The sequence below is a fragment of the Nostoc sp. 'Lobaria pulmonaria (5183) cyanobiont' genome, assembly GCF_002949795.1.
Taxonomy (GTDB): domain Bacteria; phylum Cyanobacteriota; class Cyanobacteriia; order Cyanobacteriales; family Nostocaceae; genus Nostoc.
Genome location: NZ_CP026692.1, coordinates 5,453,973 through 5,467,002, shown reverse-complemented (window position 1 = coordinate 5,467,002; position 13,030 = coordinate 5,453,973). Strand labels below are relative to the sequence as shown.

At 42.3% G+C, this 13,030-nt stretch carries 11 protein-coding genes and 1 pseudogene; 5 read left to right on the top strand and 7 right to left on the bottom strand.

Features of this window, described 5'->3' with window-relative positions; genetic code table 11:
• Window positions 1–114 precede the first annotated feature (114 nt).
• Window positions 115–228, bottom strand: a complete 114-nt coding sequence (gene petG / locus NLP_RS24260) for a cytochrome b6-f complex subunit V (protein ID WP_063721252.1) — start codon at window positions 226–228, stop codon at window positions 115–117.
• A 210-nt stretch (window positions 229–438) separates the two neighbouring features.
• Here petG and NLP_RS24255 point away from each other — a divergent pair, with 210 nt between their 5' ends.
• The gene (locus NLP_RS24255) at window positions 439–813 is read left to right on the top strand and encodes a c-type cytochrome (protein WP_104908556.1); all 375 of its coding nucleotides are present in this window, start codon (window positions 439–441) and stop codon (window positions 811–813) included.
• 569 nt (window positions 814–1,382) lie between these two features.
• The gene (locus NLP_RS24250; RefSeq protein ID WP_104908555.1) at window positions 1,383–2,180 is read left to right on the top strand and encodes a peptidylprolyl isomerase; all 798 of its coding nucleotides are present in this window, start codon (window positions 1,383–1,385) and stop codon (window positions 2,178–2,180) included.
• A 323-nt stretch (window positions 2,181–2,503) separates the two neighbouring features.
• Here the strand turns inward: NLP_RS24250 and NLP_RS24240 are convergent, their stop codons facing one another.
• Window positions 2,504–2,677 (bottom strand): hypothetical protein, encoded by a 174-nt coding sequence (locus tag NLP_RS24240; RefSeq protein WP_158680515.1) that lies wholly within the window; start codon window positions 2,675–2,677, stop codon window positions 2,504–2,506.
• A gap of 312 nt (window positions 2,678–2,989) precedes the next feature.
• Between NLP_RS24240 and NLP_RS24235 the strand changes: the two genes are divergently transcribed.
• Complete coding sequence (locus NLP_RS24235) at window positions 2,990–3,427, top strand: response regulator (RefSeq protein WP_104908553.1); 438 nt, start codon at window positions 2,990–2,992, stop codon at window positions 3,425–3,427.
• A 151-nt stretch (window positions 3,428–3,578) separates the two neighbouring features.
• On the opposite strand, the gene NLP_RS24230 is transcribed toward NLP_RS24235, so the two are convergent.
• The gene (locus NLP_RS24230) at window positions 3,579–4,913 is read right to left on the bottom strand and encodes a hypothetical protein (protein WP_104908552.1); all 1,335 of its coding nucleotides are present in this window, start codon (window positions 4,911–4,913) and stop codon (window positions 3,579–3,581) included.
• 98 nt (window positions 4,914–5,011) lie between these two features.
• Between NLP_RS24230 and NLP_RS35170 the strand changes: the two are divergent.
• Window positions 5,012–5,290 (top strand): annotated as a pseudogene (locus tag NLP_RS35170) (ABC-2 family transporter protein); the annotation flags it as partial.
• Window positions 5,291–5,575: 285 nt separating this feature from the next.
• Here NLP_RS35170 and NLP_RS24220 read toward each other — a convergent pair.
• From NLP_RS24220 to hetZ, 3 genes are all read right to left on the bottom strand, one after another.
• Window positions 5,576–7,879 (bottom strand): transglutaminase TgpA family protein, encoded by a 2,304-nt coding sequence (locus tag NLP_RS24220; protein WP_104908551.1) that lies wholly within the window; start codon window positions 7,877–7,879, stop codon window positions 5,576–5,578.
• A gap of 442 nt (window positions 7,880–8,321) precedes the next feature.
• Entirely contained in the window at window positions 8,322–9,299 is a 978-nt protein-coding gene (locus tag NLP_RS24215) for a PatU (RefSeq protein WP_104908550.1), read from the bottom strand.
• Entirely contained in the window at window positions 9,292–10,497 is a 1,206-nt protein-coding gene (gene hetZ, locus NLP_RS24210; protein ID WP_104908549.1) for a heterocyst differentiation protein HetZ, read from the bottom strand. Before hetZ ends, NLP_RS24215 begins: the two co-directional genes overlap by 8 nt.
• A gap of 204 nt (window positions 10,498–10,701) precedes the next feature.
• Here hetZ and NLP_RS24205 point away from each other — a divergent pair, with 204 nt between their 5' ends.
• Window positions 10,702–11,175, top strand: coding sequence for a hypothetical protein (locus NLP_RS24205; RefSeq protein ID WP_104910017.1), 474 nt, complete (start codon window positions 10,702–10,704; stop codon window positions 11,173–11,175).
• Window positions 11,176–11,730: 555 nt separating this feature from the next.
• On the opposite strand, the gene sds is transcribed toward NLP_RS24205, so the two are convergent.
• Entirely contained in the window at window positions 11,731–12,702 is a 972-nt protein-coding gene (sds, locus tag NLP_RS24200) for a solanesyl diphosphate synthase (RefSeq protein ID WP_104908548.1), read from the bottom strand.
• Window positions 12,703–13,030 lie beyond the last annotated feature (328 nt).

Sequence of the window (13,030 nt, the reverse complement as noted above, 5' to 3'; positions counted from 1 at the left end):
ACCAGTTGCTTCTCCTGTCGGAGACGCTACGCGTAGCTTGCTTAAGAGCAGGGGTACAAGTACGGCAGAGCCACCCAACGTACTGGCTCCTCAGCACTCACCACTGGCACTCCCTCATCCCCCCAACTGATTGGGGCGCTTATATTGCTTATAGGCAGCGTAAAACAGTCCGGCGAGGGTGACGAAAACTAGACCAAGGACAATACCTGATAGCAGGGGTTCAACCACTGTAAATCTCCTCTTTGTAATTATTAAATATTCGTTGCCTGTTTTTTATTTTACCAAATTTCGTATGAATCCTGCGCCCTACAGCCTTTTTAGAGGGCGACTGCCCACAAGAAAATAGTCTTCTGTGCTTGCAGACACAATCAAGAACTTTTAAGCTATGTGTAGGAAATGAAAACTTTTTAGCACACCTAGACTTTCACAGCAAACCTTTTGGATAACCAGATTACCAAACCTGAAATTTTGATTCAGCGGATCGTTTTATTGACGCTGGCTATACTGCTAGCAGTCCCTTTGGGCTTTTTTGGTGTTCAGTTGGTTCAAGCCTCCGATCCATACGTCAAAAGTGTTCTATCCTTAACAGGAAACCCAGTTCAAGGACACGCGATCTTTCAAATTAACTGTGCTGGTTGTCATGGCTTGGAAGCAGACGGGCGAGTAGGACCCAGTTTGCAAGCTGTCTCAAAGCACAAGTCTCGATATGGACTGATTCGCCAGGTGATCAGTGGCGAAACGCCGCCAATGCCAAAATTCCAACCTAGTGCCCAAGAAATGGCGGATCTTCTGAACTATTTAGAGTCGTTGTAAATGTTAGAATTTTTGGTTGCGGGATACATAATAGGACTTTGGGATAGAGGTATAGTGAGCGTAGGCGCAGCCCGCACAACTCTTGGAGACGCTCTTGCTAGCTTGCTTCCACGTTCGCGGAGCGTGCCGTAGGCAAGGGGTACGACAAGCTCAGTGACCATTGTAGACATCGCTCTACCAAAAAGATAACGGGAAAAGTCAGATTCAAATGAGACTCGCTATAGAGTGAGTATTTCTGGTTAACTAAAAACACCTTTGTTAAGAGAGAGTTATCTCAAAGCACCCTAGCTCAGTCTGATAACAACGCCCTTCTAAGTTGCAGTAGCGAGAAGTGTCATTAGTCATTTGACTTTTGTCCTTTTCTTCACATCTGGTCGTATTTACGTAGAATCTTTGATAAAAACTCATATAAACTGTATATTTTAAAGTATGTTAAAGCCACTATTTAATTAGTACGAAAGTGAGGTTAGCGTACCTAAGTCGGTAAGATTAAGACAAAAGATCCCAGTGAATGGGCTACGCTTTAGCTTCTTTGACAGACCAGATATTCTTAAAATGCCCGAAAGCTAATGACTGAAGCGATCCAAATCGGTAATCGTACAATCACAGCTAGTGAACTGATTTCCTTACTGGCAAGTTATCAAATGCTGCCACAGTTGCAGCGCGAATTAATCATTGATGAGGCGATAGAGCAAAACTCACGCTCCGCCAAGGTCGCAATAGAGTGTACACCTGAGGAAGTAGCCCAAGCTAAACAGCAGTTTTTCACTGAAAAACAGTTCAAAAATGAAGAAGACATCCAGGCTTGGATGGCACATCAAGGACTGACTCTTGAGCAACTAGAAGTTCTTACCACTCGTAAGCTTAAAATTGAAAAATTCAAGCAAGCTACTTGGGGTAATAAACTAGAATCTTACTTTTTTCAGTCCAAGGCAAAACTAGACAAAGTAATTTATTCCCTGCTGCGAACCCAGGATGTGGGAATTGCCCAAGAACTTTACTTCCGGATTCAAGCAAAAGAAAACTCTTTTGCTGACTTGGCGCGTGAATATTCACTTGGGCCAGAAGCCCAAACAGGAGGCTTGGTAGGCCCGATTGAACTGAATGCACTACATCCGGTAATGGTGCAAATGCTATCTAGCAGTCAACCAGGTCAAATATTGCCCCCTACCCGCATTGCCGACTGGTTCGTGATTTTGCGGCTGGAAAAATTTATCTCCGCACAACTGGATGAATTTATGAAGGTACGACTACTGAATGAACTCTTTGAAACCTGGCTACAAGAACAGCAAAAGCAAATCATGTCTGCACCACGACCAGATACGGGGACGGGACTACAGGGAGAAGCTGCTCAACCTTTAACCTAAGTATGGGAGGTGACTGCCATACTTGGCTTCAAAACCGAAGCTAGCGATCGCTCTGTTAGTTTTCCAGGCTGGACGAGCGATCGCTTTTGATGTTGTTCATATAGTAGGTGGAATCCCACCTCATTAATTATTTAAAAAGTTGAATCTCGCCTTTGTCAAGATAAAAATAGGGCTAGTTAGACTAAAGATTAGATAACTTGTAGCAGAAAGAAGTTGGACAATCAAAGAGTTGGCTGAACGTGCCAAAGTAAACTACAACACAGTGAAAAGTTACGCCTGACCATCCGGGGATAAATATGGTTGATCTGACTGCTGGTCAAAAATTAAGCCCAAATGTAGCCTAAACTAGCTTTATAAGCGGCAAATACGTCACGGTTATAGGTCAACCAATCAAAAAAACGATAAGACATATAGCGGTTCTCGTTTCCGTGAGGTACACCCGTAGGGGCACGGCACTGCCGTGCCCCTACACCTCGCAATATAATGTTGTACTGCATCTGAATGGGAACCGCTATAGCTGTTCTAAAGGCTTCCAATGCTTCAGTGCTAGTAAAGCATTATACTCTATTTTTTCCTTCTATTTTGTTTAAGTCCCGTTATGCTTCTGGATAATTTCACTTATTTACTACTTGCTTACTTCGGAAAGTGACAGAAGAGGGATAACAGGGCGGTCAATATTGATCGGTGAATTAACTTCTTCATATTGATAAGGCTTTTCACCCCAAGTTTGTGTATTAAGGGTGAATACTTATTCCGCTCCATGCGTTGCAATAGAAATAGCAAATTATAGCAGGCAATAAAAGGACGGCATGGCAACCGATCAGAAAATCAATCAAGAAACTGAGTTAAATTCGCTCCAGCACCTTATTGGAACCACTATCTTACTGGTAGAGGATGAGCCAGATATTGCAGATTTGCTCACTTTCATTTTGGAAACAGCAGGTGCAGAGGTAATGGCTTTAAGCGATGCAGAAACAGCCCTTGACTTGATCGAATCGCTTCATCCCGATATTCTAGTGTGCAATGTGAAGTTGCCCGATCATGATGGAAATTGGTTAATTGAGCAAATTCGAGTGAATTCTTGCTCATCTATAAGAGAGTTGCCTGCGATCGCGATCACTTCTTATACACGGGAAGTCTCAAGCCATAAAGCATTGAATGCTGGTTTTAATCGATTTCTAGTCAAGCTTGAGAGTCCAGAAGAAATTGTAGATGAGATTGTTAGCCTGTTATCTATCGATCCTTAAATATAACTAACCAGCTTCGATCTCGTTTTGGATACTGGTTTCAGGCAATATATCGTGGGAGCGCACAGCTAGCTATACACTCCTATAAAGCACTTAAAGAAAGGAAACCATACAACCCTAAGTGGGTAGGGTAAAGTGTTGCATATATTTGTTAACCTCGTTGAAAACCCTTTGTTGGCTTTTGTTGCCCCTTACTCTTTGGCTTCGATTTGTTAACTTCTCCTAAAGCTTCCTGAAATAAGTTATGTAAATGTATGGGTACACTAGCAATCTCTGGCAACTCTGGCTCAATCGGTTTGTGAAATTCTTGCAAAAGCGTATCCAAGTCATTTTCAAGCCTAAACTCTGGACGTTGCAAAAATGTTTGCAACACATTTTCTAATTGAGTTGGATACTGTTGTGCTAATCGATGCCAAATAAAAGCATTAATACTTTTATCTTCGAGGTAGTAGCGAATTAGTTTTTCTGCCCCTTGCACACTTTGCCAGTCTTCTGCCGATAAAATTGCTTGTACCTTACTATATGTTGGTAAAAACATTTGTCCCCAACGGGGATGAGAAAGAGCCGTTACCTGTTCTGCTTTCTTGAGTTCAGCAGGCAAATCAACCTTTGGCATAACCATTTTGCTTTTGCTGCTTTTGTTGTTAAACATCTCAGAGACTACGTTAGAATCAGCACCAAATTCTTGTGCGGCTGCTTTTATTTCTTCGTCGCCAATTCCAGCTGCTTCTGCCACTTCCGCAAGAGATTTAGAAGTATCAATTCCTGCGGCTGCAAAGGTTTTTTCAGTAATTACTTCTTGAAATTCCGCTATTTTTTTATTAAGCTGGTATCCAGGTAGTGTGATATCATCAGTGCCAAAAAAGTCCACAAACTGCTGATGATATTGTTCTACTGACTGCCAAGCTTCTTCTAGCAAGTCTGGAGCATCGCTGTAAAGATTACTTTTATAGTTTTCTTTAAAATTACCAATTGCTACGGCAAGTTTTGGTTTACCTAATTTACCCATTATTGTGTAAGGCCCAGAAAACATCCAGTAGCTATCGGTAACGGGGGAAATACGAGTTAGCAAGATTTCTCCGACTTTCAACCGAGATATTGCCTGTAATGTTTGAGTATTGTTTGGCTTGACAATGTAGCGTTTATCTGTCAACCAGTTCGTCAATTCAAAGCCATCAGGTAAAATACTAGTGATGGCAAATAAGCCAATAAAACTATGATGCCAACTGTTTATCAGGCTGCGATCGCTTTCTGCTAAATCTGGATGGCTTTCGATAAACAACTCTAATGGAGACTTATCACCGACTTTTCCATCTGTCAGAAAGCTATCGATGATTAAGTCTTGCTGTGTACTATCCCCACTTCCACGGCGCGACTGTGCTGCTGCATAAGTTTCCAGTGTTTGTGCCAGTTCGCCTTCAGCATCAAAGACAAAATCAACTAAGGCTTGTTTTAATTCGTGCGATCGTTCTAATATGACATCCACAAGTTAATCTCTCGGTGCAACAGATGTAAATTATAGCTTTTGAGAGAATTTCAGCATCTAGCTATTGCTAGATTTATGGAAATACACACTTACCAGAATTGCTTTTGGGATATGGGATTGATTTGTTTTTTGTCAAGCCTGATGCGGTGCATTTGGCGTTGTTTACTGGATTGACAGTTTCAGTGGCGATGTTGTTTGTCAGCTTTAATATTTTGAAGGGTAGCCTCAGCTTTTATCTAGGCAATTCCGAAGGACTGACACAACAGTGGCGAAATGCCATGCTTACCTTCAGTACTTATCGAGCAACTTTGTTTGAGGGAACGGTGAAGCTACTGTTGTACAGGTTGATTCCAGCTGGATTTGTGACTTATTTGCCGATTGAGGCATTGCGATCGCTATCATTAGACTTCTTGCATGAATCAAAAGCCCTCACCCTAAATCCCTCTCCCAAGCTTGGGAGAGGGACTTTAAATTTGGCTCCCCTTCTCCCAATTTTGGGAGAAGGGGTTGGGGATGAGGGCGAATTTTGCATTTGTGCAAGAGGTCTAATGAATTGCCACTATCTGAGAATCAGGGTTGAGGCTATCGTTTTCATAAGTCCTGTAGATGGACATATTCAAAATCTGAGAGTACACCTCGATACAAATAAACAATATTTTGAATCACTTAGCAGCTTTTTTCAAACCTTGCCATCTTTGTCGCAGTTGATGCAAGTTAGGCGTATGACCGCCATAACGCCAGCCAACATAAGCTTGACAAATTTCATCTATTACCTCAGCAGTTGCTAGAGCATGATGCTGGTATGATACTCTGGCATACTCTAAAGGTGTTTGTGCTGGATGTTTGCCTAAACCTTTTTGGGTTGTCCATTGCAGCATTTGTTGATAAAGGCTCTCCATCGCTGGCAATTTATTTAACCATCTACGGTTGCGCCACTCTCGCCACTGACCCCAACCTAGCCAACTTAAGAAAGCTGCTGTAGTTGCCAAGATTAAGCCAGTCAACACGCCGAACCAACCTTGAGAGAATAAAGCTAAAAACCAAGCGATCGCTCTAATCACCCACTTAAATATTGTCTCAAATAGATTATTCAACAAACCTGTCACCGGAGAAGGTAGCCAGCCAGCAACCCAATGCCACAATTGGCGCAACACACTAAAAGTCTGAGTGTCTTCAATGGATGGCGGAATCAGAGGATGATTGGGAATAGGGTCAAAGGCAAACCAACCATATTTCGGAAAATACACTTCCGTCATCGCATAAGCGTCAGTATTACGGACAACATACAGCCCTGTAAATGGATTAAATTCTCCCGCACTAAACCCTGCTACCAACCGCGCGGGGATACCAATGGAACGCAACATCACCGTGAGAACTGTTGAAAAGTGGTCTGGATAGCCTCCCTTTTGCTTAAACAAAAAAGTTTCTACTAAGTCTTCTTTTTCACTCAAATAAGGTAATTCTAAGGGATTTTGGGGAATAGAGTAGCGTTGTTTTAAATATTGAGCTAAGTAGAGAGCCTTCTCATAAGGTGAATCCAGGCTTTTAGCAGACTTTGCGACTTTTTCTTGATTGTAGTTAGCGAGGATTTCTTCGGTAAGTTGCCGAACTTTTTCGGCAATTTCGGGAGGAATTTGCAGATAATGCTTTTTAATTTGTGGTGGATATTTAGTAGAAGCTTCACCTAACAAAGTCCGATCGCGGTATGGTACTTCGGAAATTATTGTGTAGGTGAAACCTTCTGATAATTCTACAGGCGATCGCAATCCGTCTTCCTTATCAACAGCGATCACTGGTGCTGGAAAGTAAACTTCTTTGGGATAAGTCATCGCTGGAATCAGGTTAGGCAAATCCGACACCACTGTATAAGTTTGTACTACCTCTTGGGTTTTACCAGTAAGCACAGACGGGGAAAGAAAAATTTGGTAAGACCAAGGCGATCGCCTAACAGTCGTCACATCTTCATTCCGAGAAACTTCCCATCCTTTACCTGTATAGCGATCGAATCCTAATACTCGCCAAAAACCCTCAGCTTGCGATCGCACCCGCATTACAACCTTGGGTTTCATCTCGCCCCGCAGGTTTTGGTTTATTTGGCTATTAAAACCGTAATAAAAGTTATTATCTACTTTACCTGGTTGACCAGTTTTATTTTGTCCCGTACTACCGCTACCACTGCCTTGATTATCAGCTTTACCTTGGCGGATATAACCGGGATTAATGATGCTACGTCCTGTGAAACTATTTTTTACTTGAATAGCAGAACTTACAGGAAAATTCCGTAATTGATAGCCGGGAAATCTGGGTAAAACAGCAAAAATTGCCAGCCCCAGACCAACAATTAGTAAAAAATTTAGAATTAAAAATTTAAAATTCAGACTTGAGGAATTCTGCTGATTGAATTTTTCATTTTTTATTTTTAATGGCTGTAAACCCAAGCGTGAGCGGTAATCTAATACTAAAGTTGGCAGAGCGATCGCTAAAAATAACAGCAACACAGGTGCAAATGCTAAAGTCTGACTTAGAGTTGCTGCCACACCCAATAAAATCAGTCCGATCACAATCGAATAGCCCAAATTTTTCCGGCGGGGTGTATCAAAACTATGCAACACCTGGAGTTGAATTAATAACTCTGCCAAACCCAAGCGCGTATCATTTAACTCTCCTACTAATCGCCCAAAGAAAGCACCCAGTGCTACTAACATTCCGATGGCGATGCAGAATTTAATTGCAACATTGCGATCGCGGCGACGATAATAACTCCAAATTGCACCCACTACACTTAGGGGTAACGCCCAAAAACTGAATGAAGTCTCGGCGGCAATATCCGTCGCTACAATTCCCAAAATAACCAACGCTAGCACCAGTACCCGCAAAGAAATAGAATCTTCCACTTCAATCAAAGGCGACCCCTGCGGATTTTGCCGCCAGAAATTACCTACAGGGATACGCCAAAACCGATTCATCCTGGATAAGTTAAACATTTGAGTCTAATCGAAGCAATGATGTAGATGCAACAAACACAATGCAGGGGACATAATTACTTACCCTACTACTGTGTCAAAAAATGACGTAGCGTTTCCTAATCATAAGTAAGGTACATCATCGACCCCTTCCTCGCTTGCGGGGAGGGGTTCTTGTACTTCACTCAAGCGATAACCGCTATAGATAAGGGGTAGAGATGGAGATACACGAGAAATGGGTGACGCGGTAAATCGAGAAATCAAATACTTTCTCAATATCCCCATGTCCCCATATCCCCGTGTCCCTGTGTCTTTGTAATAACTGCTTCTCGTAGACACCCTAATGACCGTTTATTGAAAAATGGGATAAGCTTCAAAGCCAGGAAAATCCTCTTAATATATATCGGTGTTGATTGACATAGTGTGCTAGCGGTGGAAATTTAAACTAAATCCTGGGATTAATCACAAACAACAACGACTGTTCGTCTATTTCTGGAAATTCAACTTCCAGCGTATAAGTTGGGTTAAGTTGCTCGCAGCCTAACTCTACATTTAAGTATCCTGAAGTCGAAGATGTTGTCATTGCTAAAGTGCCGCTTCCCCGCAGCGTCAAAGTTCCTTTAACAGGTAACTCAGCTTGAACAAGTAACTTCGTAAGTTTACCTAGAGACTGGTACTCTACTCTGATGTTCAAAGTACCAACACTGGTTAGCCATTGTCTTTCTACCACCGGACTGGTTGCTGAAAGTGGTAGAGTCAGATTTTCCAGCAGTTGTTTAGCTGCTAGCAATGACAAAGCCATCTGTTGACGCGGTTGTAAATCTGAGTAATCGTTCTGAATACTGGGCATTGGCTCCAGAGTATTTACAGACCGATAAGTGCTTCTTAGCACCAACCCAGCTATATCATTTAGTGCTTGAGACTCATTGGGAAAAAAGTTCTCCACCACTTGAACTAATTTTGCCCCCAACGGTACTGAAGATGTCACTAAAGCCTGACATTGTTCTAGCAATTGCTGGAAAACTCTTTCCGGTAAGCGAGTCGGCAAGGTCAACTTCGATTGTTGTACCATCCATCCCCAACTAGGAACGAGTGTGATTGACGGCTCATCAACAAAATCAGGATATTCAATTAATTGTGTTTCCCAGGGAAACAACGGCGGGTGGTCTTGGGCTTGGATTTGTAACCGATGCTTAAGGACAGCTTGAAAACGATCTTGCACAGTAGGAATTTCTCCCAGTTGAAAGGTCTGGGGCGTTCCTCCCAATTTTGGCTCATTGCTTTTTGAAGCAGTGGCTTCCTTGAAGAGGTTTTTTACCCCGTCATTTTCCTCACATTCTACCGATTGCTCGTTATTTTTGACATCATCTGTCAATAACCAATCGAGACACCGGTGTTGTAAGGATTCTGAGTCACTATTCATGAGTAGATGCACCTGATCCGGACACTAATGAGTTACGAATTTCCCAAGCTTGCTCAAGAATCTTAAACCATCGTTTTTGCAGTTGTGCCATTGACAGCCCTAAAGTTTTTGCTATTTTTTCATCAGCTTGTCCTTGTTGCTTCAACTCTAATAAAGACCGTTGCTTGTTGTCCAGCTGTGCTGTGTATACTTGCCATTGCTGAGGAGTTAAGCCCAAATTGGTGTGCAAAGATGCTTCCAGCCACTCGTGAACTAATTCCCAACGGTGCAACAGGGCAAACCGAATCAAATGATACTTAAAGCGCTGTTGCAAATAATCTCTCTGACGAGGGGTTAAACCTAAAACCGATTCAATTTCCTGTGCTGATAAATCCTGGAGGCGGAGAGAAAAATAATCAGCGCAGTCAGATTGTTGCCGTTGTTCGAGATAATTCATTAATTCCGTGACAACAACGGAACGCAAGGTGTCTTCTTCGGGTTCGGGTTCGGCTTGCGTTGCCATTGTAGAGCGCAATTGGTGAATTGCTGGTTCTTCCCAAGAACCGTCACCTTCATTATTGCTACCTTCTGCGGCTTGTTCTATATCTACGCTGGTTTCTGGGGGCTGCTGTTGGGAAAAAGTTTGTGCCCGCAGGATAATTAGCTGTTGCTGACGACCTGGTAAGGGAATGCGTCGCTTGCCGTAACGCTCGGTAAATGCCATATACTCGGACAATTCCAAGAGCGTCTGAGGGCGGTAAGTGGCACCGAGTTGATTTTCTCGCCGGAAAGCGTTCAACGCCTCTAGATAAAAACTCTGGAGGAAATCTTCAATTATCGTCAGCCGCCCTTGATAGCTCAATTGTCTCTGAGGAGGATTAATATATCGATAAATAATTGCACTCAGAGTACTGTGTAATTCGACCCTGCCCCGATTTGAACCCAACTGATAGTACCTGAGACACTGTTGCAGCCGATGCCGAGCCAAGGTCATCGCCGAGCTTTCTACAGATCCAGAAGCTTGAATACGTTTACTCTCATGACAAATCCGGTAGACTTCGGTGGTAATACGTGTTGCGACATCGTGACAATTCTGTTCCGAAGCTTTGGTTGACTGCTGAAACTCCTTGGATAGGAGTTGAAAGATCGCCTCCACGCCTGTAGAATTTTCTCCCAGAATAGTTGCAGATGGAATAGTTGCGGTTGCGGCTGAATTCATAGTCTCGGTTTTCAAAAGACCCTAACTTACTTAAATACAACCTGTAGGACTGTGGGTATTGGCTTTTTTGGTTTTACGTATAAGCTAAACGCAGACCAATCCTATATTGAGGATGTGGCTGATTTTATTATTCCCAATTTTAATGGGATTGTTCACACTTGATAGATGTTATTGCCATTACCCAAGAGTCGTATACAAGTCATTATGGATTTAGAAGCACAAATTCAATTGCTGATTGACAATGCACCTCGCGATGGTATGACACCACATCTTGTTGCAGCAATTGCTCCTGCCCTTAGAGCGATCGCTCAAAAATTACGCTACTCCCAGTACTATATTCTCCAAAATTCGGAGTCAAGCTGGGTTTTAACTACGTTGAGCAATCGTGCTAACCCAGGATTGGAAAAGCGTGTGATTTACGCTTTCCCTACCATACAGGATGTCTCTCTAATTTCCCCTGCTGGGCTTGACCCTCAAATGCTAGCTAAAATTACTCCTGTCACCCATATTTTGTTTCAAATGGTGGCATTAGAACCCGTAGATAGTATCGTTTTTTTGGAGACGCCGGGTAAGACCACTCATACCGTCGAAGTTCGGCGCACTGAACTAGAAAAACTCATGCAGAAACAGTTACGACAACAGCGATCGCCTAAACAGATCCCCCCTGATATTGCATAGAAAAAATTTGGATGTGGAGTTTTTTAGATACAATCCCACATCCAAATTTTTAAATTTCAAATTTCTTTAAAAAAGTTTTCTAAATCAGTGAAAAAAGAAATTTTTTCTTTCCGTTACACCATACGACTAGCTCAACTCTCGGTGAAACCTAAAATTGATTAAAAAACAGTTATCAGTGAACATTTTTCCATTTTCAAGTTTTAGTTTCCCAGAGAAGTAGAGTCTTATACTTAAGAACTTTCACATCAAAAAATATCCCATTCTTTATTGTCAGGTTCCCAGTAACCACAAGCGGGCAAGACTTCAGCGTGAGCGCTCAGTCGAACACTATCCACCCTACAAGTAGTAGTAATCTATCTTTTGGAAATCCCTAAGAACTTCCAAATAAAAACCCCACTTTCTACCTGCTAAATAAGTGGATTGAATTAAATATAAAACAGCTTTAGTGTCTTAAAGGGTTGGCAAAACACAACATTTCAGGTTTTCGGTGCGTTACGGAAGCCACAACACACTTAATCAAAATCCCCACTTTCTATCTGAGGACTGATAACTGATTTAATAGAGGCGACTCAGTGTGTACTCAGCGATGTTAATCAATGCCTGGTGGGATTCTGAGGGTGAGAGAACTGCAAGATGTTCAATTGCCAACTTAGCATGATGAGCAGCTAACTCTCGCGCCTGCTGTATACCTTGACTATCTTGAATCAGTGCTAGTGCTTGCTCTAAATCTCCTTCTTGAGCAAACTCTCGTTCAATCAGTACTTCCAAGGATGGTTTTTGGGCTAAAGCAAATAAAACAGGTGCAGTCAGATTACCACTTTTGAGATCCGACCCCACTGGCTTACCCAAGGTATCTGTTGTACTGGTGAAATCTAGAATGTCATCGACAATTTGAAATGCTATACCAAAATGACGACCGTAGCTATACAGATGCTCAACAGTTTCTCGCGAGACTTCACTGAGTAACCCAGCAGCTTTAGAACTGTTGGCGATTAACGAAGCTGTTTTGTAGTAACTCTTCTGAATGTACGTTTCAATAGAGGTAGCAGCATCAAAACGATTTAGTCCTTGCTGAATCTCCCCAGTAGCCAGATCCATAATGACTTCTGAGAGTAGTTTCACTACTTCCAAATTGTCCAAGTTTGCTAAATACCAGGACGATTGGGCAAAGAGAAAATCTCCTGCTAATATGGCAATGCGGTTCCCGAACAAACTATGAACGGTGGGAACGCCTCGCCGCACGTCTGATTCATCTACCACATCGTCATGTACCAAGCTTGCTGTGTGAATCATTTCTGTAATCTCAGCAAGGCGGCGGTGACGCGGCGTAATGTCTTGTTCTAACATTGTTGCCCGCGATATTAGCAGGACAATTGCTGGTCTGATACGCTTTCCCCCAGCTCCGAATAAATGTTCGGCTGCTGCAAACAGAATGGGGTGGCGATTTCCAACTAGCTGTTTTAGGTTATCTGCTAGTAGTCGCAGGTCTGCTTCCACAGGGGTAAACAGGGAGGTGGCTGGGGTCATGGATGGGCGGACTCTGACTTAGGTTACGAAAGTTTACATATCCTATACTCATTTTAAGATAACCCTGTGCCAGCGCAAAGTTTTCATCAGGTAATCCCATTTTTATGAGTCTATGGGTGATAATTAAGGTTGCTAAGGTTTTTGTCAATAAGCAATTATGCTTAATTTGTGGCTACTCAAACTTTAAACTAACTTAAAACATGAATTCTCAGTACACGAGATAAATGTCAGATTAAATTGTGTTAAGTAGTTTCTCATCTCACCTTTCTTGCCACAGTTCAAAAGATAATTTAAGCAATATTACTTATTGACAAAAAGGAAGTGATTT

Coding starts and splice junctions, on each gene's coding strand:
- sds (WP_104908548.1), bottom strand. CDS start 12,702: ATGACCCCAGCCACCTCCCTGTTTACCCCTGTGGAAGCAGACCTGCGA.
- hetZ (WP_104908549.1), bottom strand. CDS start 10,497: ATGAATTCAGCCGCAACCGCAACTATTCCATCTGCAACTATTCTGGGA.
- NLP_RS24240 (WP_158680515.1), bottom strand. CDS start 2,677: ATGCAGTACAACATTATATTGCGAGGTGTAGGGGCACGGCAGTGCCGT.
- NLP_RS24215 (WP_104908550.1), bottom strand. CDS start 9,299: ATGAATAGTGACTCAGAATCCTTACAACACCGGTGTCTCGATTGGTTA.
- NLP_RS24220 (WP_104908551.1), bottom strand. CDS start 7,879: ATGAATCGGTTTTGGCGTATCCCTGTAGGTAATTTCTGGCGGCAAAAT.
- NLP_RS24235 (WP_104908553.1), top strand. CDS start 2,990: ATGGCAACCGATCAGAAAATCAATCAAGAAACTGAGTTAAATTCGCTC.
- NLP_RS24205 (WP_104910017.1), top strand. CDS start 10,702: ATGGATTTAGAAGCACAAATTCAATTGCTGATTGACAATGCACCTCGC.
- NLP_RS24250 (WP_104908555.1), top strand. CDS start 1,383: ATGACTGAAGCGATCCAAATCGGTAATCGTACAATCACAGCTAGTGAA.